Annotated in this window: 22 protein-coding genes; 13 read left to right on the top strand and 9 right to left on the bottom strand. The window is 38.3% G+C overall.

Features of this window, described 5'->3' with window-relative positions; genetic code table 11:
- Both hisG and AC0VZ5_RS16185 read right to left on the bottom strand, forming a co-directional pair.
- A complete protein-coding gene (gene hisG / locus AC0VZ5_RS16190; protein ID WP_076920229.1) occupies window positions 1–900 on the bottom strand; it encodes an ATP phosphoribosyltransferase in 900 nt (299 codons plus the stop codon).
- Between the two features lie 645 nt (window positions 901–1,545).
- Complete coding sequence (locus tag AC0VZ5_RS16185; RefSeq protein WP_475474955.1) at window positions 1,546–2,496, bottom strand: GlxA family transcriptional regulator; 951 nt, start codon at window positions 2,494–2,496, stop codon at window positions 1,546–1,548.
- Window positions 2,497–2,692: 196 nt separating this feature from the next.
- Here AC0VZ5_RS16185 and AC0VZ5_RS16180 point away from each other — a divergent pair, with 196 nt between their 5' ends.
- The 7 genes from AC0VZ5_RS16180 to AC0VZ5_RS16150 all read left to right on the top strand — a co-directional run bounded on the left by AC0VZ5_RS16180 (window position 2,693) and on the right by AC0VZ5_RS16150 (window position 11,218).
- Window positions 2,693–3,313: a transglutaminase-like domain-containing protein gene (locus tag AC0VZ5_RS16180; protein WP_178957127.1), complete on the top strand. Its 621-nt coding sequence runs from the start codon at window positions 2,693–2,695 to the stop codon at window positions 3,311–3,313.
- Between the two features lie 129 nt (window positions 3,314–3,442).
- Window positions 3,443–3,670, top strand: a complete 228-nt coding sequence (locus AC0VZ5_RS16175; RefSeq protein WP_178957126.1) for a hypothetical protein — start codon at window positions 3,443–3,445, stop codon at window positions 3,668–3,670.
- Between the two features lie 302 nt (window positions 3,671–3,972).
- Entirely contained in the window at window positions 3,973–6,150 is a 2,178-nt protein-coding gene (locus AC0VZ5_RS16170) for a M4 family metallopeptidase (protein WP_475474954.1), read from the top strand.
- Window positions 6,151–6,238: 88 nt separating this feature from the next.
- A complete protein-coding gene (locus AC0VZ5_RS16165) occupies window positions 6,239–8,092 on the top strand; it encodes a M28 family metallopeptidase (protein WP_475474953.1) in 1,854 nt (617 codons plus the stop codon).
- Window positions 8,093–8,188: 96 nt separating this feature from the next.
- Window positions 8,189–10,105 carry a DNA repair helicase YoaA gene (locus AC0VZ5_RS16160; protein ID WP_178957123.1) on the top strand — a complete coding sequence of 639 codons (1,917 nt, stop codon included), beginning with the start codon at window positions 8,189–8,191 and terminating at the stop codon, window positions 10,103–10,105.
- 8 nt (window positions 10,106–10,113) lie between these two features.
- On the top strand, window positions 10,114–10,815 hold the full coding sequence (gene tsaB / locus AC0VZ5_RS16155) for a tRNA (adenosine(37)-N6)-threonylcarbamoyltransferase complex dimerization subunit type 1 TsaB (protein ID WP_138606520.1): 702 nt from the start codon (window positions 10,114–10,116) through the stop codon (window positions 10,813–10,815).
- Between the two features lie 73 nt (window positions 10,816–10,888).
- Entirely contained in the window at window positions 10,889–11,218 is a 330-nt protein-coding gene (locus tag AC0VZ5_RS16150; RefSeq protein WP_475474952.1) for a hypothetical protein, read from the top strand.
- Between the two features lie 111 nt (window positions 11,219–11,329).
- Here AC0VZ5_RS16150 and AC0VZ5_RS16145 read toward each other — a convergent pair whose 3' ends face one another.
- A complete protein-coding gene (locus AC0VZ5_RS16145; protein WP_475474951.1) occupies window positions 11,330–12,619 on the bottom strand; it encodes an alkaline phosphatase in 1,290 nt (429 codons plus the stop codon).
- A gap of 186 nt (window positions 12,620–12,805) precedes the next feature.
- Here AC0VZ5_RS16145 and AC0VZ5_RS16140 point away from each other — a divergent pair, with 186 nt between their 5' ends.
- The 3 genes from AC0VZ5_RS16140 to rnd all read left to right on the top strand — a co-directional run bounded on the left by AC0VZ5_RS16140 (window position 12,806) and on the right by rnd (window position 16,605).
- Window positions 12,806–13,657 (top strand): alpha/beta fold hydrolase, encoded by an 852-nt coding sequence (locus AC0VZ5_RS16140; RefSeq protein ID WP_198522600.1) that lies wholly within the window; start codon window positions 12,806–12,808, stop codon window positions 13,655–13,657.
- A gap of 114 nt (window positions 13,658–13,771) precedes the next feature.
- Entirely contained in the window at window positions 13,772–15,424 is a 1,653-nt protein-coding gene (gene fadD / locus AC0VZ5_RS16135; RefSeq protein WP_475474950.1) for a long-chain-fatty-acid--CoA ligase FadD, read from the top strand.
- Between the two features lie 50 nt (window positions 15,425–15,474).
- Window positions 15,475–16,605, top strand: coding sequence for a ribonuclease D (gene rnd / locus AC0VZ5_RS16130; protein ID WP_198522598.1), 1,131 nt, complete (start codon window positions 15,475–15,477; stop codon window positions 16,603–16,605).
- A 59-nt stretch (window positions 16,606–16,664) separates the two neighbouring features.
- Here the strand turns inward: rnd and minE are convergent, their stop codons facing one another.
- Genes minE through minC form a run of 3 tightly spaced genes read right to left on the bottom strand, consistent with a single transcriptional unit; the run spans window position 16,665 to window position 18,449 of the window.
- The gene (gene minE, locus AC0VZ5_RS16125; protein WP_008111532.1) at window positions 16,665–16,928 is read right to left on the bottom strand and encodes a cell division topological specificity factor MinE; all 264 of its coding nucleotides are present in this window, start codon (window positions 16,926–16,928) and stop codon (window positions 16,665–16,667) included.
- 1 nt (window position 16,929) lies between these two features.
- A complete protein-coding gene (minD, locus tag AC0VZ5_RS16120) occupies window positions 16,930–17,739 on the bottom strand; it encodes a septum site-determining protein MinD (protein ID WP_138606508.1) in 810 nt (269 codons plus the stop codon).
- A 5-nt stretch (window positions 17,740–17,744) separates the two neighbouring features.
- The gene (minC, locus tag AC0VZ5_RS16115) at window positions 17,745–18,449 is read right to left on the bottom strand and encodes a septum site-determining protein MinC (RefSeq protein ID WP_138606506.1); all 705 of its coding nucleotides are present in this window, start codon (window positions 18,447–18,449) and stop codon (window positions 17,745–17,747) included.
- 156 nt (window positions 18,450–18,605) lie between these two features.
- Between minC and AC0VZ5_RS16110 the strand changes: the two genes are divergently transcribed.
- Window positions 18,606–18,887: a YcgL domain-containing protein gene (locus AC0VZ5_RS16110; protein WP_178957120.1), complete on the top strand. Its 282-nt coding sequence runs from the start codon at window positions 18,606–18,608 to the stop codon at window positions 18,885–18,887.
- A complete protein-coding gene (locus AC0VZ5_RS16105) occupies window positions 18,880–19,896 on the top strand; it encodes a lytic murein transglycosylase (protein WP_198522595.1) in 1,017 nt (338 codons plus the stop codon). The genes AC0VZ5_RS16110 and AC0VZ5_RS16105 overlap by 8 nt, the downstream gene beginning before the upstream one ends.
- A gap of 57 nt (window positions 19,897–19,953) precedes the next feature.
- Here AC0VZ5_RS16105 and AC0VZ5_RS16100 read toward each other — a convergent pair whose 3' ends face one another.
- On the bottom strand, window positions 19,954–20,502 hold the full coding sequence (locus tag AC0VZ5_RS16100; RefSeq protein ID WP_010388849.1) for a GbsR/MarR family transcriptional regulator: 549 nt from the start codon (window positions 20,500–20,502) through the stop codon (window positions 19,954–19,956).
- A 216-nt stretch (window positions 20,503–20,718) separates the two neighbouring features.
- On the opposite strand from AC0VZ5_RS16100, the gene adhP reads away from it, so the two are divergent.
- Window positions 20,719–21,729, top strand: coding sequence for an alcohol dehydrogenase AdhP (adhP, locus tag AC0VZ5_RS16095; RefSeq protein WP_138561502.1), 1,011 nt, complete (start codon window positions 20,719–20,721; stop codon window positions 21,727–21,729).
- Between the two features lie 70 nt (window positions 21,730–21,799).
- Here adhP and AC0VZ5_RS16090 read toward each other — a convergent pair whose 3' ends face one another.
- Window positions 21,800–24,220: a TonB-dependent receptor gene (locus AC0VZ5_RS16090; RefSeq protein ID WP_475474949.1), complete on the bottom strand. Its 2,421-nt coding sequence runs from the start codon at window positions 24,218–24,220 to the stop codon at window positions 21,800–21,802.
- Window positions 24,221–24,510: 290 nt separating this feature from the next.
- Window positions 24,511–25,782 (bottom strand): Xaa-Pro dipeptidase, encoded by a 1,272-nt coding sequence (locus tag AC0VZ5_RS16085; protein WP_290171665.1) that lies wholly within the window; start codon window positions 25,780–25,782, stop codon window positions 24,511–24,513.
- Window positions 25,783–25,919: the final 137 nt, after the last annotated feature.

The raw sequence follows: 25,919 nt of genomic DNA, 5'->3' as shown, positions 1-25,919 counted from the left end.
TTACTCCATCATTTTTTCAATTGGCATAACTAAAATAGAATTGGCACCAAGGGCCTTGAGTTGTTCCATGGTTTCCCAAAATAGGGTTTCACTGCTCACCATGTGTAGAGCAACATATTCATCATTCCCCGCAAGAGCCAGTAATGTAGGTTGGCCAGCGCCAGGTAAAATTTCACAAATCTCATCAAGCTTGTCTTTTGGTGCGTGTAACATAATGTACTTGCTTTCTTTAGCTTGCTTTACACCACGTAAACGAGGCATTAGTTTATTAATGAGCGCTAATTTTTCAGGATCTTGTAGTTGAGTGTTTTGGATTAAACAAGCATTTGACTCTAAAATTGTATCACCCTGCATTAAGCCATTTGCTTCAAGCGTTGCGCCTGTAGAAACTAAATCACAAATCGCATCGGCAAGTCCTGCTCGTGGTGCTACTTCCACTGAACCTGTTAACATTACTGTACTGGCGTTTATGCCTTCGCGTTTTAGGTATTGGCTTAAAATTTCTGGGTAAGTGGTTGCTATGCGTTTGCCTTCAAACCAGCTCTTGTCTTGTTTACCAAGTTCTTGTGGCCATGCAAGTGCTAAACGACAGTAACCAAAGTCAAGTTTAGCAAGCTTTGTTACTTCACTCGGTACACCTTGGCGTTCTCTTTCTGCTTGCACTTCAACTAATACGTTTTCGCCAACAATACCTAAATCACATACACCATCCATAACTAAGCCTGGAATATCGTCATCGCGCACACGCAAAACGTCGATAGGCATGTTGGTTGAGTGTGCTATTAGACGCTGCTCACGAAGATTGAGTTTTACACCCAGTTGTTTAAGTAGATCTTGACAATCTTTAGATAGGCGGCCACCTTTTTGGATGGCGATACGAAGACGATTACTATTATTCATTACTCATTTTCCTTTAATTTAAAAACTAAAAACCCCGAGGGAAACCTCAGGGCGAAAATGAATCTTGGTATGTTGATTCGCCAGAGGTTTCCTTTTAGGAACAACCTCTCAGCGAAAGACCTGACAGGTTATTCCGATGAATGATGGTGGTGATGTACAACTGTCAGTGAATTAAGCATTTTTATATCCTGTTTAGCTATTCGTTACTATGTTAACGCTTAGCTGCTGTTTGTTTAATAAATTTCGCATTTATAAAAACATATTCACTAACATCATGGCAAGGAAAATTTTCTTTAATTAAAGAATATCTTATAACTGCCGGTACTAAGAATATAACCCATTTAAATTAGTGTTACATGAATTGTTTGATTTTCATTCATCAATAGACTGAATTTTTGAAGGGGGTACGCATAGCTATGATGCCCACTTATTTGGATAAAGTAATCGGTTTGTAGTATGAGTCTAAAGGTATGTCTTATATCGCAGATGTGTAAAACGGTGCAGCTACCAAAAATTACAACTTGAATTACAAAAAAGAAAAAACGAAGTGCTTTATAAAGAGCAAACTAAATCACAAAAAAACGGTAATTAAAATGATGATGGAATTGAACTCTTGGGCTTAAATCATTATTTAAACAAAGTTGATTAATCATTTTTACGCCACTTTGCAGGTGTTAACCCTGTGCTTTTTTTAAATAAGCGAGAAAAAAAGCTACTGTTTTCATATCCTACATCGACTGATATTTCGTTCACGGTTTTATCTGTTGCTAATAACTGTTTTTTGGCTCTATCTATGCGCACTTCTTGTACATACTTGTTGATTGATATACCTGTTGCTTGTGAGAATCGCCTTTTTAAATTGCGCTCACTAAAGTTAAATTGTTTTGCTAATTTATTGATAGTGACTACACTGCTTGAGTAATTATGAATCCAATCTTGTACTTCGTTAATTTTTTCGTCTCTGTGATTATTAAATTGAGGCAAAATAAGGTTTAACTTACCAGAGTCAGAAATAAGTAAATGAGTAGCGCACTGCTGAGAAAAACGATCGCCTTTGTCTCGAGCAACAAGGCTTAAAAGTACGCTAATACCCGCTTCAAAAGAGCCCGTTGTATATATATTTCCCTTTCTTAAATACGATTTATGACTAATAAATTGGCAATCAGGAAATAATCCACTTAGCGGCTTGACTAAGCTCCAATGTGTAGCAATCACCGTTTTATTTAATTTACCTGTTGCCGCTAAAAAATAAGAGCCATTACTTAAACAAAGAATAGACGTATTACTACTTATTTTAGGTTTTAACCATTCAATAATTAACTCAGTGCCCCGTGGCATATTTTTTAATTTAGAACCTTCTATCGGCGGTATAATAACTAAGTCATACTGCTTATCAGTAAGTGACTTATCGGCAATAACCAGTGAATTACTCGAGCTTGTTATAGGTGCACCGTCGGTCGTTATTATTTCTACGTTATAACTTTGAGGTAATGAGTAATGTGTGTCGAGTAAAGAAACAATGGTAAAAAAATCTTTAGCTAAAAATACGCTAACAGCCCAGCAGCCCTCATAGGCAATAATTGCTATATTTTTCATAATTCTTATGGCCCAATCGGACTATTTAAAATGCCTGTGCAGACATAGTATTTTAATTTTTGTATAAGTAACATTAAAAGATACTTTAAAGACTTATATAGTTTTAAAGTTATTGTTTTAAAATGCTTTTTTACTATTAAAAAACATAGTTAAACTATCTGTAATTACAATAAATACATTCATTAAGGGGACAGGTTTGAAGCAGTACTTACAAAATGATGCTTTTTTCAATCACAAGCATAATGAAATTAATAGCTGGCTAAAAAAGGTAAAAGGTAATGACGAACGCACTAAGGCCGTTTCAATATATTACCTTGTAAGAGACGGAATTAAATATGATCCTTTTACACTTTTAGATGGGGCAAAGTCACTAAGTAGTGATTATTGCTTAAATAATAAAGCAGCATATTGTATTCCAAAGGCATCATTACAAATAGCATTAAGCCGAGCTTGTGATATTCCTGCACGGTTAGGTTTAGCTGATGTTCGTAACCATTTGAGCACTCCTAAATTAGATGAGTTACTAAAGAATGAAGTGTTTACAATGCATGCTTACGTGGAGCAGTTTATTGAAGGTGAATGGGTTAAATCGACCCCTGCTTTTAATAAGGAACTATGCGACTTAGTTAAAATAAAACCGCTAGATTTTGATGGGGTTAATCATTCTTTATTTCATCAATTTACTACAGATGGTAAAAAGCACATGGAATATTTAAAAGATCACGGTCAATATGCTGTAATGCCAACAGCATTTATTAATCAAAATTGTGAGCTTTATTACCCGCATTTAAAGCTTAATTTTAGCAATATTGAATAATGTATTAATTGATATGACGGCAAGAAAATTTAATGAATATTTTACAGCTGCCGATAACATTAACAGTATTGCGTTATTTATCAACAGTTTTATATTTATAAAATTACGCCTAACCTGCTGGAGGTACACATGGATATAATGATCCCCTATTTAGGGCAAATTACCCGTTTAGCGCTTGAATCTAAAGGTGCTTTTCATATTGCAGGGGTGCAACAAAGCGCTAGAGCAAAACAAGTTGAACTTGAAGAGCGTAAAAAGAAAGAGATAGAAAAGCAAAAAAAAATATCGACAACAAATGCTGATGAACATAATAAAAATACAGATGGTAACGATAAACACCTCGATACATGGGCATAACAATTGAATATGCCCTCCACTTTTTCGTAATTCTTATTACATGCCTTTCTTTTTTACAAATTACAATCTCGATTTTGTAACTTTAAATTTACAAATTGAATATTTAAAATTCATTAAAACGAAATTAAAAATCATTCTGCATTGATTTTTAATACTTTATTTTTGTTGGCTCATACTTTAATTGTAAATTTTTTGTTTAATTTCCATTTGGTTGTTTTGTGACCTACGCTGATCCTGAATCGGGAACAGGTAGTGCCGGTTAGTATAAATATACTATTAACAAAACAAAATGGAGCGTAACCGTGAATTTATCAAAAATCACAATAGCAACCCTTGCAGCTTTTACACTAGTACAAGCACCAGCAGCGGTAGCTGCGAATAAAAAATACCTTAGTGAGCAGTCAAATAACATCAATAAAGCGCAAAGTAGTGTTGTATTACTTAATGATACTAACCTAGCTGCAAAAATTGGCTTGGAGTCAGGGAATAAATTAGTCGTAGTAAAAGAAATTAAAAGTAAAAACGGAGATATAACCAAACGATATCAACAGTTCTTTAACGATTTACCCGTTATAGGAGATACCGTTAGCTTAACATTCAAAAATGGCCAGCTAAAACACTCTCACGGCGCTGCTGTTTATGAGCTTGCTACAGATATTAATAGCGTTACTCCTAAGTTAAGTAAAAATAAAGCAATTACAAAAGGGTTGCAACAATCAGATATAGCAATAAAAACCGCTGATTTGAAAAAGTATAATGAAAAATCTCAACTAGCAATTTGGCTAGACGAACAAGGTACTGCTCATTTAGTTTATGAGGTGTCTTATGTAACTTATGGTCGAAACCCTGCGAGACCTTATCAAATTATTGATGCAAACAATGGAGATATTCTATTTAGCATCGATAACCTCCAACATGCTGATGCGACTGGTCCAGGTGGAAACTTGAAGACGGGCAAATATGTTTATGGCACTGATTTTGATAGTTTGAATGTAACTCAATCGGGCAGTAATTGCGTGATGGAAAATAGTAACGTTAGAACTATTAATTTAAATGGTGGGACGAGTGGAACAAGTGCTTATTCATTTACCTGTCCTGAGAATACCTTTAAAGAAATTAATGGTGCTTACTCACCTTTAAATGATGCACATTATTTCGGCAACGTAATTTATAACATGTATAACGATTGGATTGGTACGCCACCATTATCTTTTCAATTAAAAATGAGAGTGCATTATAGCAACAATTATGAAAATGCATTTTGGGATGGCAGTGCAATGACTTTTGGAGATGGTCAAAATACATTTTATCCACTTGTAAGCTTAGATGTATCAGCCCATGAAGTAAGCCATGGGTTTACCGAGCAAAATTCAGGTCTGATCTATAACAGCAAATCAGGCGGGCTGAATGAAGCTTTTTCTGATATGGCAGGTGAGGCTGCAGAGTATTACATGAAAGGAAGTAATGATTGGCTTGTAGGTCAAGACATATTCAAAGGTAATGGTGCTTTGCGATACATGAATAATCCAACACAAGATGGGCGCTCGATTGATAAACAAAGCGATTATACTAGTGGTATGGATGTACATTACAGTTCAGGTGTTTACAACAAAGCGTTTTATAACCTAGCCACGACTGCTGGATGGAATACAAAAAAAGCATTTGAAGTGATGGCGCGTGCTAATCAACTGTATTGGACTGCCAGTACTAACTGGGATATAGCCGGTAATGGTGTTATGGACGCAGCCTGTGATCTAAACTACGACACACAGGACGTAAAAGCGGCGTTAAGTGCTGTTGGTGTAAACTCTAGTTTGAGTGCTGGTAGTTCGTGTGATTCAGGTTCCGAAATAGAAGCGCTTTCAAATGACATCCCACGTACGGGGATCAGCGGTGCAGCCAAACAACAAATATTCTTTACGCTTGATGTGCCACAAGATGCAGGTAACTTATCATTTACCACATCAGGTGGAACAGGCGATGCTGATTTGTATGTAAAATTTGGTTCTAAGCCAACGCTAAATAGCTTTGACTGTAATAGCACAACGTCAACAAGTAATGAAAGTTGCGCTATCGGTAATGTTCAAACCGGTACTTATTATGTAATGGTTGAGGCATGGAATCAAATCTCAGGAGTCACATTACTTGGCAGTTATGATGGCGATACTGGGGGTACAACGCCTATAAATCGAACTGAAGAAAATGTAGCTGTAAGCTCTGGAGGCTGGACTCGATTTACGCAAAGTTTAGGTTCAGGTTATAGCTCACTTAATGTTTCAATTGCGGGTGGCAGTGGCGATGCGGATTTATATGTAAACTTTGGAGCAGCATCAGATACAAATACTTATGTTTGTCGCCCATATAAAAATGGCAATAACGAAAGTTGTACTATCGATAATCCACAAGCAGGGACTTGGCACATTGATTTACAAGGATACCGCAATGCAAGTGGTGTAACGCTTACTATTCAAGCTAACTAAATCAATTCCTAGGGGAGCGTCCGCTCCCTTTTTTATCTTAGTCATATCACTTTCTATGAATATAGCTTGATTTAAAAGGAATCAATTTATGAAACGTTTATTAAATATTGCGTTAGTTAGCGCTAGCGCCTTAATTGTTCAACCACTGTATGCACAAGACAACGAAAATATATGGGTGACAATAGATCCTATTGCAGCAAAGCATTATCAGCAGACTAAAAAAACAGTAAGTAAATCACATCAATCATTAACTATTCATGCAACTGAGCTAGATACCGTTAATTTTTTAAAGGTTAAGACCTCGGATGTAGCACAGCTGAGTGAGTTTATGCATGATAATTACCATCGGTGTGGTGGTTTTGTAGCGCATGAATCACTAGATGAAGCAAAACAATATACTGAACAGTTGGCAGCTGTGCAAAACCAAAACACCTTAGCTTTTGATTATAATATTGATAATGCGCAAACAACACAGCAACTAATTAATCGTATTAGCCCTAATAATTTAACAAATACTGTTAATTCAATGAGTAGCTTTTACAATCGCTACTATACAACTCAAACTGGGATAGATGCATCTCAATGGTTAAAAGATTATTGGCAACAGTTAGCGGCAAGTCGTAGCGATATCAGCGTTGAATATTTTACTCATAGTTGGGCGCAGTCGTCGATTATAGTCACAATACCTGGGGAAGAAAAAGCTGATGAAATTGTTATCATAGGTGGACATTTAGATTCAATTAACCAATCAAACCCTACAAATGGACGTTCTCCTGGTGCCGATGATAATGCATCAGGTATCGCTGTATTATCAGAAGTACTAAGAGCAATTGTTGATAATGACTACAAGCCGCAAAGAACAATTCAAATAATGGGCTTTGCAGCTGAAGAAGTTGGCTTGAGGGGGTCAAAAGCGATTGCCTCAGCATACAAATCACAAGGAAAAAATGTTGTTGGTATGGTGCAGTTTGATATGACTGGTAATAACGGTAGCAATGAAGATATTGTGATGATGACAGATTACACAACAAATGCTCAAAACCAGTTTCTAGGTCAGCTAATCGATACTTATTTGCCTTCTGTTAGTTACGGTTTTGACCAATGTGGATATGGATGTTCTGATCACGCATCTTGGTATCAACAAGGGTTTACAGCATCTATGCCATTTGAGTCGAAAATGGCTGATATAAATCGATTAATTCACACCATTAATGACACTAATTTTGACGCTGATCATGCTAGTAAGTTTGCAAAATTAGCTGTTAGTTTCATATCGGAAATGGCAAAAAATGCAGGCGATGTGATCCCCCCAATTGGCGACGAATTACAAAACGGTGTTACGGTTGCCGGTATAACAGAAAGTTCAAAAGCGGAACGTGTATTCACATTAAACGTACCTGACAACGCGACTAACTTAAACTTCATTACATCCGGTGGTTCTGGTGATGCCGATTTATACGTAAAATTTAATTCAGCACCTACCTTAACAAGCTTTGATTGTAAAAGTACAACCTCTTCAAGTAATGAGAGTTGTGAAATAGGTAATGCCCAAGCGGGCGTTTATTATGTCATGGTTCAAGCATGGAATGCGATTACGAATGTTTCTTTAACCGGTAGCTATAACGAAGGTAACACAGCAGAACCTATCAATCGTGTAGAAAATAATATTTCGGTAGCAGCAAACAATTGGAGCCGATACACACAAAATCTTGATGCTGGCTATTCGTCATTCACAGTTAACATTAGCGGCGGCAATGGAGATGCTGATTTATATGTAAATTTTGCAAGCCCATCTACAGAATCTGTTTATCAATGTAGGCCATTTAAAAATGGTAATTTAGAAACTTGTAATATTGATAACCCACAAGCAGGTACTTGGTTTATAGATTTAAAGGGCTATAGTTCTGCAAGCGGAGTTACCTTATCTATTACGGCACAATAATAATTAATAGGGGGACAATGCCCCCCTTATTATATAACTTAATTACTTGCCCTTGATGTTTCGCTTACGTAGAATCCCGCTATTATTTTTTACAAAGTGATTGGTATTATCAAACAGCTGTTTAGTGCGACCGGGCCTTTGGCTTTATCAATAGATGGATATACACCACGCCAGCCTCAAATCGATATGGCGGTGGCTGTTGATGATGCATTAAAAACCCGATCTCAACTTGTTGTTGAGGCAGGCACTGGCACAGGTAAAACCTTTGCCTATTTAGCTCCCGCTCTTAAATCTAAAGGTAAAACCATCATCTCAACGGGTTCTAAAGCACTGCAAGAGCAGCTTTATCATCGTGATTTACCGGTATTAGTAAAAGCCTTAGGTGCTGCTAAGAAAACGGCCTTGTTAAAAGGGCGTGCCAATTATTTGTGTACGTATCGACTAACTCAGCATGTGGCACACGTACCAACAGACGACCCTGATGTTATGCATCAGCTTGCTATGGTTGCAAAGTTTGCCAGTGAGACCCACAGCGGTGATCTTGCCGATTGCATTGGTATTGAAGAAGACGCCAAAGTGCTACCTTATGTAAGCTCAACCGCTGATAATTGCTTAGGCAAAGAGTGCCCTGACTTTCAAGAATGCTATATTCGCAAAGCGCGTTTAAAAGCGGCTGATGCCGATGTTGTAGTAATAAATCACCATTTGTTTTTTGCCGATATGGCGGTAAAGGAATCAGGTTTTGCAGAGCTCATGCCTAATGCGGATGCCTACATATTTGATGAAGCTCACCAATTAAGCGAAATTGCCAGCGACTATTTTGGCGAAACAATGAGCACCAAAAAGCTGGTGGATTTAATTAACGATTTGCGCGCTATTTACCGCGCTGAAATCCCCGATATGCTGCAATTAGGTAAAAGTTTAAATAAACTCGAAACCAGTGTCGCTGATTTAAGGTTGCAGTTTGGGGTAGATGGTAGCCGTGGCGATTGGCGCGAAAAGCTCAGTAATAAGCTTATTTGCTCGGCATTACATCGCGTTATTAGTGATTTAGAATTTGTGTATCAGGTTTTAAAGTTATGCTTAGAGCGCAGCGATAAAATAGAACATCCGTTTGAACGAGTTTTGGCTTTTAAAGGCCAGTTAGAACGTGTATTTGATACCGCCCAAACTGGGTTTAGTTACTGGTACGAAACCACTAGGCGCTATTTAACAATAAATATAACGCCATTAAACGTATCGGCAAAATTTGCATTGATGATGAAAGAATCTGGTGCGGGGTTTGTATTTACCTCCGCCACGTTATCGGTCGACAATGAACTGAGCCACTTTAATGCAAGCCTTGGCTTAAAGCCAAAGCAAAGTATGATGGTGGATAGTCCGTTTGATTATGCCAATCAGGCGTTGCTGTGCTTACCCCGTTATTTACCACAATCTCATGAAGATAATATGCCTCATGCTATTGTAAAACTGACTTTAGAGCTCATAAAGTCGGCTAAGGGGCGTTGTTTTGTGTTATTTACTAGTTATCGTATGATGCATTTAGTGGCTGAGGGTTTAACGACGCAAATGGACTACCCAGTTTATATGCAAGGGCAAATGTCTAAACGAATTATACTAGAAAAATTTACTCGCCATGGTAATGCAGTATTGCTGGGCACCGCGTCATTTTGGGAAGGGGTTGATGTACGAGGCAGCACCTTAAGCTGTGTTATTATAGACAAGCTGCCATTTGCTGCCCCTGATGACCCTTTACTGCAAGCCAAAATGCAGGATTGCCAAATGCAAGGTAAAGACCCGTTTGCACATATTCAATTACCCCAAGCGGTGATTGCATTAAAGCAGGGGGTAGGTCGCTTAATAAGAGACAACAAAGATAAAGGCGTGTTAGTGATTTGCGATAATCGCTTAGTTACACGCCAATATGGACAAGTATTTTTAAAGAGTTTACCGCCAATGCGCCGTACACGAAGCTTAGAAGATGCCAATACATTTTTAAAACATATTAATTGAGTACAAAAATGATCAAAAGTAATATTCTCGCCCTAGATGCTTCTACAGAAGCATTATCAATTGTTTTGCATTATCAGGGTAAAACGTTTCATCATTTTGAAGAGTGCCCGCAGCAGCATAGCCAAAAAATTCTGCCACTTATTGATGAGCTACTAGGAAAAGCCGGTTGTAAACTAAAAGATTTAGACGTAATAGGATTTGGCCAAGGCCCAGGTAGTTTTACTGGCGTGCGCATAAGCGTAGCCATTGCACAAGGTCTTGCGTATTCAACTAATTTACCATTAGTCGGGGTATCTACTTTAGCAGTCATGGCACAGCAGGCATTAGAACAGTTTGGTGCTAACGATGTTTATTCTAGTATTGATGCGCGTATGGGAGAAATATATTTTGCTCAGTACCAAGCAAAAGATGGATTGATGACACTTAAAGGCGAAGAGCGAGTATTCAAACCTGAATTGTTAGATGCAACCTTGATAGATATAAACATTGATGCTGCAGGCGTAGGGACGGGGTTTAAAAGTTATCCTGATTCATTAACGGCATTTAATAATGTAACCATACAGTCAGAAATAAGCTTACCGGATGCACACTATATGTTGGCACTAGTAGAGGCGCAGTACCTTGCAGGTAAGGGTGTACAAGCCAGTGATGCACAACCAAAGTATGTGCGTGACACGGTAACATGGAAAAAATTACCGGGCCGAGAATAAGATAAACCCGGTTGTTTGCAAATTAAGCGATTTTAAATCATAATTTAGTTATGTTGTTGGTTGGAGAAGCGCTGTGTCGCTACCTATAAGTTCTGGTTTTTTCACAGGTGATATACCTGGTAATGTGCGTTCTACTTCGGTAGTTCCGGTGCAGCCTGAACGAGTACTAGAGCAAGCCAAACCACAAAAAACTAATACCGATTATGTCAAAAGCAGCCCTGAAGGGCTTGAACTTGCAAAAGAGTTTACAAAAGCGAACAGCAAAGACAACCAATACAGCCAAACTATTTACGATCAACCCACAGCCCAAGTAAGTAAAGCGATTTCGACTTATACTGAGTTTGCTAATTTAGAGCGAAGAGCTGAAGTTCAAAATTTAATTGGTGTTGATATATACGCTTAGCTAATACCAATCCTCAAAATAGATCACTTAAATAAGAGAATTGGTATAAAATAAAAATAAGCAAATAAAAAGCCCGAATATATTCGGGCTTTTTTAATTTCATTACTGAGATTATTGTTCTATGTAACCAATCAATTTTTTAGCTATATCGGTATTATTTTGAGAGCCAACAAAGTCATCACTATTTTTGCCATAAGCAAATACTTGTACATCAGACGCTGTGTGGCCGCCCGTTGTCCAACCTGTAAAGCTTAAGTCATTAATGATGCTTTTAACGGCTAAGTTTAGGGTTTTCTCACCCATAGCTTTGGCTTGTTTAAGCTTAATTTCGTTTTCAGCTGTAAACCCAATGCTCGTATTTTCCTGCCATACCTTTTTAAGGTTATCTGACTCCATTAACAAATTGGTCAATGTACCCGCAGTGGCTTTAACACCTTTGATGACATCTGTTTCCCATTTATATTGGCCATGTGCACCAATAGTTAAACCACCTGTTGAGTGGTCTGCCGTGATCACCAAAATAGTGTCTGGGTTCTTATCTACATAGGCTTTAGCCGTTTCGATTGATTTAGCAAAATCATCCATTTCAGCCATTGCACAGGCAATATCATTTGCGTGGCCACACCAATCAATTTGGCTGCCTTCAATCATCACAAAAAAGCCTTTATCATTTTGCCCATCAAGCAAATCAAACGCTTTAGAAGTTAACTGCTTTAATCTTGTTGGGTTTTCATCAAGAGCAAATGGTAAGCCTTTAGGTGCATATAAACCTATAGCAGGCACTTGAGTGATTTGACCAAGGTTTTGAATATCATCGCCGTATTGATATCCAGCTTGTTTAAACTCTTCAACTAAGTTTCTGTCATCACGAATAAAGTACTCAGTGCCACCGCCTAACATTAAATCAACCGGTAATTTACCTGCAATTTTATTGTCAATGTAGTCATTGGCAATATCATCGTAGTTTCTTCTTGATTCATTATGTGCGGCAAAACTTGCTGGTGTTGCATGGTTTATTTGTGAGGTAGCTACTAACGCTGTTGTCATTCCTTGCTCTTTTGCAATTTCTAGCATGGTTTTAACAGGCTTTTTAGCTGTATCGACGGCAATAGCGCCATTATAACTTTTATGGCCGCTGCTAAGTGCAGTTGCACCTGCTGCGCTGTCTGTAACATAGGTATGGTCATCTGGATACGTGTGCGCCATGCCTTTTAATATGGTATCAAAAACGGTGGTTTCTATTTCTTTTGTTGTTGGGTCATCTTTGTAGTATCGATAAGCGGTTGTGAAAGCAGGACCCATGCCATCACCAATCATATAAATAACATTTTTAGGCGCTGTTTGAGCAAATGCTCCTGTTGTTGTACATAAAAGCGCTAATAAGCCGAACTGTTTTTTCATTGTTTGTACCCTTTAAGTGTACTTATTTTAATAGCGACTATTATTGTATACTGATGACGAGATAAATAAATGAATATGTTTATGAAATCTCCAATTTAAGTATGTGTTCTATAAGCTCGGTTCTATTATTTGTGTATTATCTCTTGTATGTTATTGCCATATCCAAACAAAAAGTAGAGGTTTTCATTGCAACCATTTTCTGTAAAAGCTAACGACTTAGATATACATGGCCTTCAATTTGGTAACGGTGAAGAGGTTGTTATTGCACTTCATGGTTGGTTAGATAACAGTGCTAGCTTTGCACCTATGCTAACTGACGTACCGTCAAATCAAACATGGTATTGTATTGATTTTGCAGGGCATGGACTATCATCTTGGCGAAGTCCTCAAGCACATTATTACTTTATTGATTATGTGGATGATGTTTATGCCTTAATCAAAGCACTTGAGTTAAAAAAAGTTCACTTAGTAGGGCATTCAATGGGCGCTATGGTTGCAGGGCTATTTGCTAGTTGCTTTAACGAGTATGTTAAATCTGTTTCTTTTATTGAAGGAATAGGCTGCGTTACCACACAAGCAAATGAAGTCGCTTCGCAGCTAAAAAATGCCATACTTAACCGGGCACGGTTAACCACTAAAAAATCTCGAGTATACACTTCAAAGCAGCAGATTTTTCAAGCACGAGCAAAAACAACGGATTTAAATGATGAACTGATTGCGTTGTTGATGGACAGAAATATACAACAGATACATAGTGGGTTTGAGTTAACGACAGATCCTAAGCTTAAAAATCACTCAGGTTTTCGATTTGATGAAGCGCAATGTATTGGTGCAATAAAAGAATTAATTGCACCATGTCAATTAATTTTAGGTGATCAAGGTTATCCATTTGTAAAACAAAACTTAGATAAGTATAGTAATTATTACAATAACTTGAGAGTATTAGAAGTGCCTGGTGGACATCATTGCCATATGCAAAGTAGTGGGCTATGTTTTGAACACATTCACGCATTTATGCTGCAAAGTAGTGCATGTTAATTGTATATTACCGATAAATGTGGGATTATCTCTAGATTAGAGTATTTGCTCAATTGTGAAAGTGCCTTACTTAGATTAAGGTTAATAAAAATATAATTATAACAGGGGCTAAGAGTGGAAAAAATCTGGCTTAAGCGCTACCCAGAAGGTATGCCTGAAACAATCGATCCTGAGCACTACAACTCGTTACTCGAAGTGTTTGAAAAAAGTTTTAATGAATACAAAGATTTACCTGCATTTACTAATATGGGTAAAACATTGTCTTACAACGAAATAGATGCTGCAACAAAACGCGTTGCCGCCTATATCCAAAACGATTTAGGATTAAAAAAAGGCGATAAAGTCGCTGTGATGATGCCTAACTTGTTGCAAACCCCTATTGCTATTTTAGGTATTTTGCGTGCAGGATGTGTTGTAGTTAATGTTAACCCGCTTTACACCGTACGAGAGTTAGAGCATCAGTTAAAAGATTCTGAAACATCAGCCATTTTTATACTTGCTAACTTTGCTGTCACTCTTGAAAAAGCGCTGCCCAACACCGACGTGAAACATATTGTGGTTACCCAAGTCGGTGACATGATGGGTGGTCTTAAAAAGCATTTAGTTAATTTTGTCGTTAAGCATTTCAAAAAAATGGTGCCAAGCTACACATTACCTAACACGATTAACTTTTGTGATTTGTTAAAAGCAGATCCAACTGGTTACAAACGTCCAGATGTAAACCTTAGTGACTTAGCATTCTTACAGTATACAGGTGGAACTACCGGTGTATCAAAAGGCGCTATGTTAAGTCATGGCAATATGGTAGGTAATCTTGAGCAAGTATCTGGTTGTTTAGACAAAGTGCTTGACCGTGGTAGTGAAGTAGTTATTACTGCGCTTCCGCTTTATCATATATTTGCATTAACAGCGAACTGTTTAGCATTTATGAAATACGGTGGCTTAAATGTTTTAATTACTAATCCACGTGATATGCCAGGATTTGTAAAAGAGCTTAGTCAGCATAAATTTACAGCTATTACAGGTGTAAATACTCTGTTTAATGGCTTATTAAATACTCCAGGTTTCTCTGAACTTGATTTTAGTCACCTTAAAATGTCACTGGGTGGCGGTATGGCCGTTCAACGTCCAGTTGCCGAAAAATGGCAGAAGGTCACTAACAGCAAATTAATGGAAGGCTATGGTCTGACAGAGTGTTCGCCATTAGTTACAATTAGCCCATATGATTTAGAGTCTTATAATGGCTCTATTGGCTTACCAGCGCCAAGTACCGATATCAAGCTAATGCTTGATAGCGGTGAAGAAGCGGCTAAAGGTGAACCGGGCGAGTTATGGGTTAAAGGCCCACAAGTAATGCTTGGTTATTATAACCGTCCTGACGCAACCTCTGAATGTTTAAAAGATGGCTGGTTTGCTACCGGTGATATTGCGACATACGATGATGAAGGCTTCTTCTATATTGTTGACCGTAAAAAAGACATGATAATTGTGTCAGGCTTTAATGTATTCCCAAATGAGATTGAAGAAGTGGTTGCGATGCACGAAGGTGTATTAGAAGTTGCCGCAATTGGTATTCCTCATGACATTAGTGGTGAACAAGTTAAAGTTTTTGTTGTGAAAAAAGACCCTTCTTTAACTGAAAAAGATATAATAAAACATTGTCGTGATAATTTAACTAATTATAAGGTTCCTAAACTCGTTGAGTTTAAGGATGAGTTACCCAAAACTAACGTGGGTAAAATTCTCAGAAGAGCCTTAAAAGATTAGCAACTATAAAAAAGCCGACATTAGTCGGCTTTTTTATTGTAGGAGACTCAGTGCACTACCAATTGATCCAAACCCAAAATGAGCTAAATACGTTTGTAGAACAAATAAAAAACAAACCCATTCTTGCTATTGATACCGAGTTTATGCGCCGCCGTACTTTGTATCCCGAAGTTGCACTAATTCAAGTTTATGATGGCGAGCATTTAGCACTCATCGACCCGCTTGCAGAGCTTTCCTTGTTTGATTTTTGGCAGATACTTAAAGATCCAAACGTGTTAAAAGTACTTCATTCTCCTTCAGAAGATATTGAAGTTTTTCAAAAATACGCAGGTTTCGTTCCTTATCCATTGTTTGATACTCAGTTTGCACTTCAGCTATTAGGGGAGGGTAACTGTATGGGGTTTGCCTTAATGGTAAAAACCTTGTTGAATATTGAAATTGATAAAAGTGAATCGCGTACTAATTGGTTACAACGTCCTCTCACTCAAAAACAACTTGAATACGCTGCGGCCGATACGTTTCACTTACTACCTTGTTTTGAGTTAATTATAGACAGCATTAAAGCGGCCGATTTATTTGATATTGTTATTAATGAAAGTGAATTGGTGGCAAACAAGCGTGCTTTTCAAACACCAGATGAACTGCTTTATAAAGAGATTAAAAATGCATGGCAGCTCAAGCCGCATGAATTAGCGGTACTAAGAGAATTAGCCGTGTGGAGAAGAAATAAAGCAATTCGTAAAAATCTTGCGCTTAATTTTGTTCTTAAAGAGCACAACATGACTGAAATCGCTAAGCGAGGCCCATCGAGCTTAAATGCGCTTAGACAAATTCCGGGTGTTGAGCCTATTGAAGTGAATCGTTCAGGGGTTGAAATTTTGAAGTGTATTGAGCAAGCTAAAGCTATCCCACCTGAACAGCACCCAAAAGTACTAAAGCGTTTAATTGATTTTCCTACATACAAAAAAGTAGCGAAAGAGATCAAACAAAACATTAGTAAGGTTGCAAAAGAGCACAACATACCAGAAGATGTAATGGCCTCTAAAAAGCAAGTGAATCAACTTATAAGTTGGAACTGGAAGCTAACAGATGAACAAAAATCACAGCAGATAAAACCAGATTTACTCAATTCTTGGCGCTATGAATATCTTAAAGGTGCACTCAAAGAGTGGGATAATTAAATAAAGTTTACAAGACGAGTTAAAAACAGATGATAAAGGGCGCTTAGCGCCCTTTATCATTATTTCTTTTCTTCGTCAGGTAGTGTGACATTGAGTTCGAGTACGGCTAAATCATCTTCATTTTGATCAAACTGAACTTGAACTGCATCGGCGCCTACATTCACGTACTTGCGAATGACATCTAATATATCTTGCTTTAACTGCGGCAAGTAATCAGGTGTACCACGCTGAGAACGTTCGTGCGCGACTATGATCTGCAATCGCTCTTTTGCTAATGACGCACTGTTTTTCTTTTCTGAGCGGAAGTAGTCAAGTAAAGACACATTAACCTCCAAATATCCGTTTGAATAAACCCTTTTTCTCTACATCTAAAAATCTAAATTCAACCGTCTCGCCTAATAAACGACTTATCGCATCAGCATAGGCTTGACCTGCGTCTGATTCGCCATCAAGAATAACGGGTTGTCCTGAGTTAGATGCACTAAGTACTGCTTGAGATTCAGGAATGACACCTAGTAAGTCGATAGCTAGAATGTCCTGGATATCTTCAACAGATAGCATTTCACCTTTTGATACACGATCTGGATTATAGCGTGTTATTAGCAAATGCTCTTTAATGTTTTCCAAACCTTCTTCAGCACGTTTAGATTTACTGTGTAAAATTCCTAGTATACGATCTGAGTCTCTTACTGACGAAACTTCTGGGTTGGTAGTTACAATCGCTTCATCAGCGAAGTACATGGCCATCATAGCACCGGCTTCTATACCTGCTGGAGAATCACACACGATGTAGTCAAAGTCTTCTTTTAACTCATTGAGAACACGTTCAACGCCATCACGTGTGAGTGCATCTTTATCGCGTGTTTGCGATGCAGGAAGTAAGAATAACTTCTCTACACGCTTATCTTTTATAAGTGCTTGGTTAAGGTTGGCTTCACCATTGATTACATTGACAAAGTCATACACTACGCGACGTTCACAACCCATAATAAGGTCTAAATTCCGCAGGCCGATATCAAAATCAATGATAACAGTCTTATAGCCTTTCAATGCCAAGCCTGTACCAATTGCTGCGCTTGATGTTGTTTTACCAACACCCCCTTTACCCGAGGTAACGACAATTATTTTTGCCATGAGATTTATCCTTTAACCAAAGCTGAAATTTCTAAAGATTCATTTTTTTGTTGTATTTGAACTGCGTTACCCCAGTGTTCACCTTGCAGTGAGTCACTGATCCAGTAATTACCATTGATTGAAACGAGTTCTGCTTCTAATTTATTACAAAAAATGTATGCGTTTTCTAGCCCTTTCGCACCGGCGATTGCACGGCCGCGTAGGGTTCCATATATATGTACATTGCCATCTGCAATTACTTCTGCACCATGGCTTACTGCGCCTAATACCACTAAGTCACGGTCTTTGGCGTAAACCTGTTGCCCTGAGCGAACTGCACCATTAATAATTTGTGCTGGTAAATACACGGTTTTTTCAACCACTGACGTATTAGGCTCTACTCTTGGAGGTTCACTCTTAACGTCTTGTGAATAGTTTAAAACAGATAAGCCAGCAGCTTTCGCTTGTTTGTGCTGCTCATCAGAACCATTACATACACCCACCGCATTAAAGCTCATACGTTCAATAAGTGATTTTAAGTGAACAAAATCAATAGGATTATTTTTTACTTCAATTAAATTCACGACAATGGGGGCACCCTCAAAGAATTTTGGGGCTTGGGCTATTTTTATATACAGTTGTTCTGCTAAAAGGGGAATATCAGTACTATAAAGATGTAAAACTGATAACGTAAAAAGGTTGCCTTTTAGCTCAAAAATTTGGTCCGACATAGATGCTCAACTGGATTGTCTTGTTAGTGTGAAATTTTTATATAAACCTAGGCTGAACAAGGCGTTTATTGTAGTTTTCACTCTAATTTTTATAACTTATTATTATTGCCATGTTATAGTGTGTAGCACTGTTAAGCAAGATTTTATAGGGCCATAATGCTAACTGCGGTATATAAAAGTAAGAAAAAAGCAGATACTTTCTTATTTATTGAAAAAAGAGACGATTTTAGTAAAGTTCCGGAACCTTTAATGGCCATGTTTGGTCAACCTCAGTACGTGATGATCATTAACTTAGCTAAGCGAACTCAACTAGGCGTAGCGGATTTAGACACTTTAAAACAGTCGCTCAGCGACCAAGGCTATTATTTACAAATTCCGCCACCAGAAGAAAACTTGCTGAGTGAATTAAGAAAACAAAACGGAGTAGATAGTGATTAAAAAATTAGCAGTTGTATTGTGTGGTATCTGTTTAAGCTCATCGGTGATGGCAAAAACCCAAGCTGAGTTTCAACAATACCTTACTAATTTAAAGCAAGAGGCAATAGCGAAAGGTTACGATACTCAGTTAATTGAGCAAGCATTTGCCACTGCTTCTTACAAAGAAAAAGTGATTTCAGCAGATAAAAATCAGCCTGAAGTAAAAGAAACACTGGAAACATATTTACCAAAACGAGTGCCTCAATGGAAAATTGATCGCGCGCGTAAGTTGTACAAAGAAAACCAAGACGTTTTAGAGAAGGTCGCAAAAGACTTTGGCGTCCAAGCACGCTTTATTGTAGCTATTTGGGGCTTAGAGAGTAATTTTGGTGCCATTCAAGGTGGCCACAACGTGATTTCATCTTTGGTAACACTGGCTTTTGATGGGCGCCGTGAAGCATTATACAAGCGCCAATTATGGGCAGCACTGGATATATTAAAGTCGGGTCATATTACGCTTAATAAATTTAAAGGCTCATGGGCAGGTGCAATGGGGCAAACTCAATTTATGCCAACCTCATTTAATGCCTATGCTGTAGATTACAACAACGATGGCCGTAAAGATATTTGGACAACCAAAGAAGATGCGTTTGCCTCTATTGCTAATTACTTAAAGCAAGAGGGTTGGAATGACAACTTAACCTGGGGTCGCCAAGTTCAATTACCTGCTGATTTTGATCAGCAGTATATTTTAAAGCGCGGTACTAAAACACGTAAGCAATGGCTTGAATATTGGAACAATTCAGAGCGCTCACTCGCTGATTGGCAAGCATTAGGGGTTCGTCGAGCTGACGGCAGCGATTTACCAAATGTTGCTGTGGATGCTGCACTAGTGATGCCTGATGATGAAAATGGGCGCATGTATTTAGCATACGACAACTACAAGGTATTTATGCACTGGAATCGGTCATATTATTTTGCAACCAGCGTGGGCTATTTGTCAGATAGAATTGCTTATCCAAAAATTTAAATAAAGCAAATAACTAAAAAGCCGCAAATTGCGGCTTTTTTGTGAGTGACCTATCGACTAAATTTCTTTTTTAAATATTTTATCTTTTAGGTCAATGACTTTGCCAATCCCTGAACCTAGTTTCATTAGCTTATTAAGCTGCTCAGGAGTTAAACGTTGTAATTCTGACGACCATTTAGTTACTGTTTCAAGTAAGTTATGGATTTCGCCCATTTGTTTTTGAGCGTAGATTTCATCGTCGTTACTTGCTTCGTCTAGTAAGTTATCCCGGAGTAAACTTAGTGTCGGCTCAACTTCACGTTTTTTGCGCTCTTCGAATACGCGATTTGCCATATCCCAAATATCGCCTGCAGGGGCATAGTACTCTTTTCTATCTCCTGGGATATGCATTACTTTGATCAGTTGCCAAGATTGTAATTCTTTGATCCCCATACTCACGTTACCGCGAGAGATACTTAGCGCATCAGCGATTTGATTTGCCGTCATCGGGTCTTTAGTGATAATCAATAAACCGCACATTTGTCCAATGGTGCGATTAAATCCCCAGCGGCTGCCCATCTCACCACAATGCATTACAAAGGCAAAGTTTTTTTCTGATAATGTCATTGTTACAAGTTTCAAAAATAAATGAAATCTATGCTAGCACGCTGGTTAGGTATGGCAAGACTTAAGCTGGGATAAAAAGCCACGTTTTACGACTAATGATTGATATAGATTAATATCTAAGCATTTATAGTGAGGTATGTTGCGGATATGCAACATGACATTGTTATTTAACGACCTTGTTGAATAACAAAATTTTTTATAAACGATGGAATGACTATGAAAGCAGCAATAAATACAGAATATAAAGGCAAGTTAGCGATCACCGATTTGCCTATCCCAGAAGTAGGTCCTAACGATGTCCTAGTAAAAATAGCCGCTTGTGGTGTGTGCCACACTGATTTACACGCATGTCATGGCGATTGGCCGGTAAAACCAAAAATGCCATTAGTACCTGGGCACGAAGGTGTTGGTGTAATAGAAAAACTAGGAAGTAATATTAAGCACTTAGAAGTGGGCGATAGAGTAGGCGTACCATGGTTATACAGCGCATGTGGCCATTGTGAGTTTTGTTTAGATGGACGCGAAACCTTGTGTTTATCGCAACATAATACGGGTTACTCTATTGACGGTGGGTATGCAGAATACTGTTTAGCTCATGGTGACTACATCATCAAAATACCGAAAGGTTTAGGTTTTGCTGAAGCTGCCCCCTTATTTTGTGCGGGCGTAACAACGTATAAAGCTTTAAAAGTATCTGGCGCTAAACCAGGTCAATGGGTTGCTATTGTCGGTGTGGGTGGTTTAGGGCACTTAGCAGTGCAATATGCAAAAGCAATGGGCTTTAATGTTATTGCGGTAGATACTGGTAAAGAGAAAATGGCGCTAGCTAAAGAGTTGGGTGCTGATATTACGCTTGATTTTAAAGAGGTGGTGCCCAGTGAGGCCATTTTTGAGCAAGTAGGTGGCGCGCATGCTGTTGTTTGTACGGCAGTATCAAAACCAGGGTTTGAACAAGCATATAAAAGTGTTCGCCGAGGGGGAAAATGTGTATTGGTTGGTTTACCGCCTGAAGATATGCCATTGCCAATTTTTGACACCGTATTAAATGGTGTTTCAGTGGTTGGCTCTATTGTAGGTACGCGCAAAGACCTGCAAGAATGTCTTGAATTTGCTGCGCAAGGCAAAGTAAAAGCTATCATTGAAGAGAAAAAACTTGAAGATATTAATGAAATTTTTGATGACATGCTTAAAGGCGAAATAAACGGCCGCATAGTTGTTACGATTTAATATTAAGTTTTTACATGAAAAAAGCACGGTATCTCAATTGAAATACCGTGCTTTTAAAATTATTAAACTATTAAAGTGTGTAACTAAAGCTTAGCTTTGCATTACGTTCTTCACCTGGCATTCCGCCTAAAAACATGGCTTTAGAATAATAGTTTTTATTAAACAGGTTATTAATGTTTAACTGCATCTGCCAGTTATCAGCTTTATAGCTAACTGCAGCATCATATACGGTATAAGCGGGTACGTAACCATTATCAATACCGAATGAACTTGAGTTAGTACTGCGTTTATCAACGAATGTTAAGCCTGCGCTTAGATCAACTGCGTGTGGTAATTCAAACAGCGCTGCTGAGTAAGTAACCCATGAACTAGCTGTTACATAAGGCACCCCTTTTTGGCGGGTATCAAAGCTTGAGCTGTTTGGATTAGTTTTATCGCGGGCGTCTTGATAAACACCGTTAATATTAACTTTCCATTGATCGTTCAAATACGCATTTAAATCAATCTCTACACCTTTTGTCTGTTCTTCGCCATCAAAAAAGCTCTCTACTTCGTTAGGTGCTGACACGCCGGCTTCATAAAGTGGATTGGCGTATTCTAAATTAGTGCGCGCACTTTCAAATACTACAATCGAAGCTAGTAATTGATCATCAAATGCTTTAAAACGAAAGCCTAAATCGTTACTCACTGATTCTGAATCGTCTCTATCGGCTTCATTACCAGCAACAGAGCCAAGAACACTGTAAGCTGTGCGTCCTTTCGAGTGATTTAAAAACAAAGCCATATCAGCGTTTACTTGATAAGTAGCACCTAAGTTATACGTTAAACCACTGTCTGATGTGTTTGCTTCAGGCGTTGGATTTGCGCGGCTTTGGCTATAACGTGGGTCTACCCCAAAATGCTCATAACTTTGTTTTATGCGATTATGAGCAACACCAATACGAGTAGTGATCTTGTCGTTAATATAAGCAACATGCTGCAGGCCTACGCCCCATGCTTGTACTTTTTTATTGTAATCACTGGTTTTAAGCGGATCATAGTCAGCAAATTCACCTGTAGGCCAATTTGGTTGACGTATATCAAAAATATATGGCAGTGCGCCTTGGTAAATCACTTCACCGTCATTGTTTTTAATTACCTTATCAGCATCATAAATAGAGTACTGTTTAAAACGAATATCACGGTCTTCATAGTTGGCATTAACTAGTAGTTCGTTTTCTATATTACCAAGCATAAAGTCATAACGTAAATCTAAGAAGTATTGCCAAGATTTTTCATCCGCTTCTACTTGGCGATATTCTTGGCGTCTTGCAGCAAAAGGATGTAATACATTATCTACAACTAACGGTGCGCGTGGATCTTGGTTAATTACACCGCGTCGGTTCCAATAAACATAATTATAAGCACCTGTTTGACGAGCAAAACTTGAGGTGTAATTGCGATACTGTAGCTGTTGATTTAAAAATAAATCATCACTAATGTAATAATTATGCGCTAATTTAAAACGCAGCTCTTCACCTTCGTTATCCTTTGCCATCGGTGATATTATACCATTAGTGCCAAAGTTAAAGGGTGTTAAACCATCATTGCTTGCCAAAGAGTTAGCTAATTCATTTCGTTGTGCTTCACTCAATTGTAACCCACTTGCTGTAGGGTCATTAACTAAATCGGCGCCTGATACTTCTCCAGCAGTTAAACCGTTAACCGATTCACTGTTAAAAATACGAATAGGGTGGCCAATAGAATCCACTGCAATAGCGTCTTTAATATATGCCCCAGACAATACAAAAGATTGTTGGTCATTAAGCACATATTTTAAAGACGAGTAAATTTCATCGCGCTGCTCTTTTAAATCACGAAAGCCATCGCTAGAGGCGGTTTTTGCCATTACCCGATAAGCTAAATCGTCGGTTATTGCATTGGTGCTATCGAGTGCAAGCGAATAACTATCCCACTGACCGATATCCATTTCTAGCGTATGTTGCTCGTTAAACTGTGGTTTTTTTTCAATGAGGTTGATCACACCACCGGCACTACCCATACCATACAGGCCAGTAGCGGGACCCTTTAACACTTCAATAGATTCAACATTGGTTAAAGACCGAGTAGGGTTAAATGTATTGCCCAAGCCTGCGCCGCCATACATGCCATCATAAGTGTAATTAGCACCCAAACCACGAATAACTAAATTGTCACCAATGCCATAGTTATTACCCGCTTGAGTTAGGCCACTCACATTGCGGATCACGTCCTGAAGACTATCAATACCTTGTGATTCAATCAGTGCTTTATCAACAATAACCACGGGTGCTGGGGTTTCCATTAGTGACATGTCTGATTTAGTCGCTAAACCAGAATTCATCACTACTCGGTTTTGTTGCTCGTAAACGCTAATTCGTTCAATATCTGAATTAACTTGTGACTCGTTAGCCATTGCTAAATTTGCGTTTAAACACGCTAGAGTGAGGAGAGAGTATTGAAACCTTTTCATAAACTGATAACCATTCGCATTTGTTAATTTGCGCGAATGATAATGGTTATCATTTTAAATTTAAATAAAAAGTTCAATTTTTTTTACTTCAATAGGTACGTTTGCTTGATTGTTATTCAATGTGATTTAAAAGTAATCATATTTGAAAATTTCAAAGGGGGATTGCAGTAGTTAGTTGGTTTAGCAGAAAGATTTTTTAATAAAATTTTGATGGCTAAACGAGCAGCTTAGCTACATTTGCAAAAAATTTTAAGGTTGAGCGGTGCTCAACCTTATAGAAACGTTTGGGCTTACTGTTTGTAAACCACACCCGCCTTCATAACAAACGGGATCTGCTCTAGTGTAGAAATGTTTTTTAATGGATTAGTATCTACCGCTATGATATCAGCTGCAAAACCAGTTTTAATTTGCCCTAGTTGTTTATCAGCTTTTAATAATTTAGCACTATTAATGGTCGCCGCTTGAATTGCTTGTAATTCACTCATGCCAAATTCAACCATACGGGAAAACTGTTTAGCATTATCACCATGCGGGTAAATAGCTGCGTCGGTACCAAACACCATGTTTACCCCCGCTTTAACAGCGCGTTTAAAACTATCACGTTGTTTTTTTGATACCAGACGTTCCTTATTTAGGTTTTCTTCATCAACACCATTTTGCTCACCAAAGCTCAGCGTATACTCTGTATTATAAATATCCATCGATAACCAAGTACCATGCTCTTTTGCAAGCGCAATCGCTTCATCATCTAAAAAGCTAGCGTGCTCAACACTATCTACACCGGCTCTAATCGCCGTTTTAATACCGTTAGTGCCGTGTGCGTGAGCGGCAACAGGTAATTCACGCATGTGCGCTTCATCGACAATGGCTTTCATCTCTTCAAAGGCGTATTGCTGTATGCCGACTTTTGTTCCTTTAGAAAATACCCCACCTGTGGCGCATAGTTTGATTGCATTAGCGCCATATTTTATATTTTCACGCACTTTAATACGTACTGCCCATGGGCCATCAGCAACGCCGGTGGCAGTATATTTCATCTCTGGAGGTAAGCGATTATTATCGCAGTGCCCACCAGTAATGCTCAAAGAAGGCCCTGCAGCCCAAATGCGTGGGCCGATAATATCACCGGCATTAACACCGTCTCGCACCGCAATAACACTGTAGCCTTGTGCACCTAAGTTACGTACTGTAGTAAATCCAGCTTCTAAGGTTTGCTTAGCAAAATAGCTGGCTTTAATGGCCATTCGCGGAACAGATTGCCCTAAACGTTCACTTCGAGACACGGTAGGATCGCTGGTTAAATGTACGTGCATGTCCATTAACCCAGGTAACAGGGTAAGCGTTGGTAGGTTTATCAGTTCATCATTACTGCTAAGCTTGGGCTTTTTATTAAATTGGATTTGGCTAATAACACCGTTATCTATGGCAATCAAAGGATTAGATTTAAGTTCGCCTGTTTCAACATCTAGTAAAGCTTTGGCCGATATATAGGTTGTGGCTAGTGTACTTGCACTGGTTAAGCTCAGAAATACGATTGATGCAGTTAGTAAATGTTTTTTCATGTTTAAGTCATTATAATTATTTTCATTTACTTGAATGTAGCAACCATGCGCTATTGAGTAAATAATGTAGCGACGAATAGCATTGACCGTAATTGCTTTATTTAAGCTATTTAAAACCGCATAATTGGCGGGTAAAA

This window comes from Pseudoalteromonas sp. QJM3NY_12, assembly GCF_056173165.1.
Note: the sequence above shows the minus strand (reverse complement) of the source record. Positions and strands in the feature narration are given on the sequence as shown.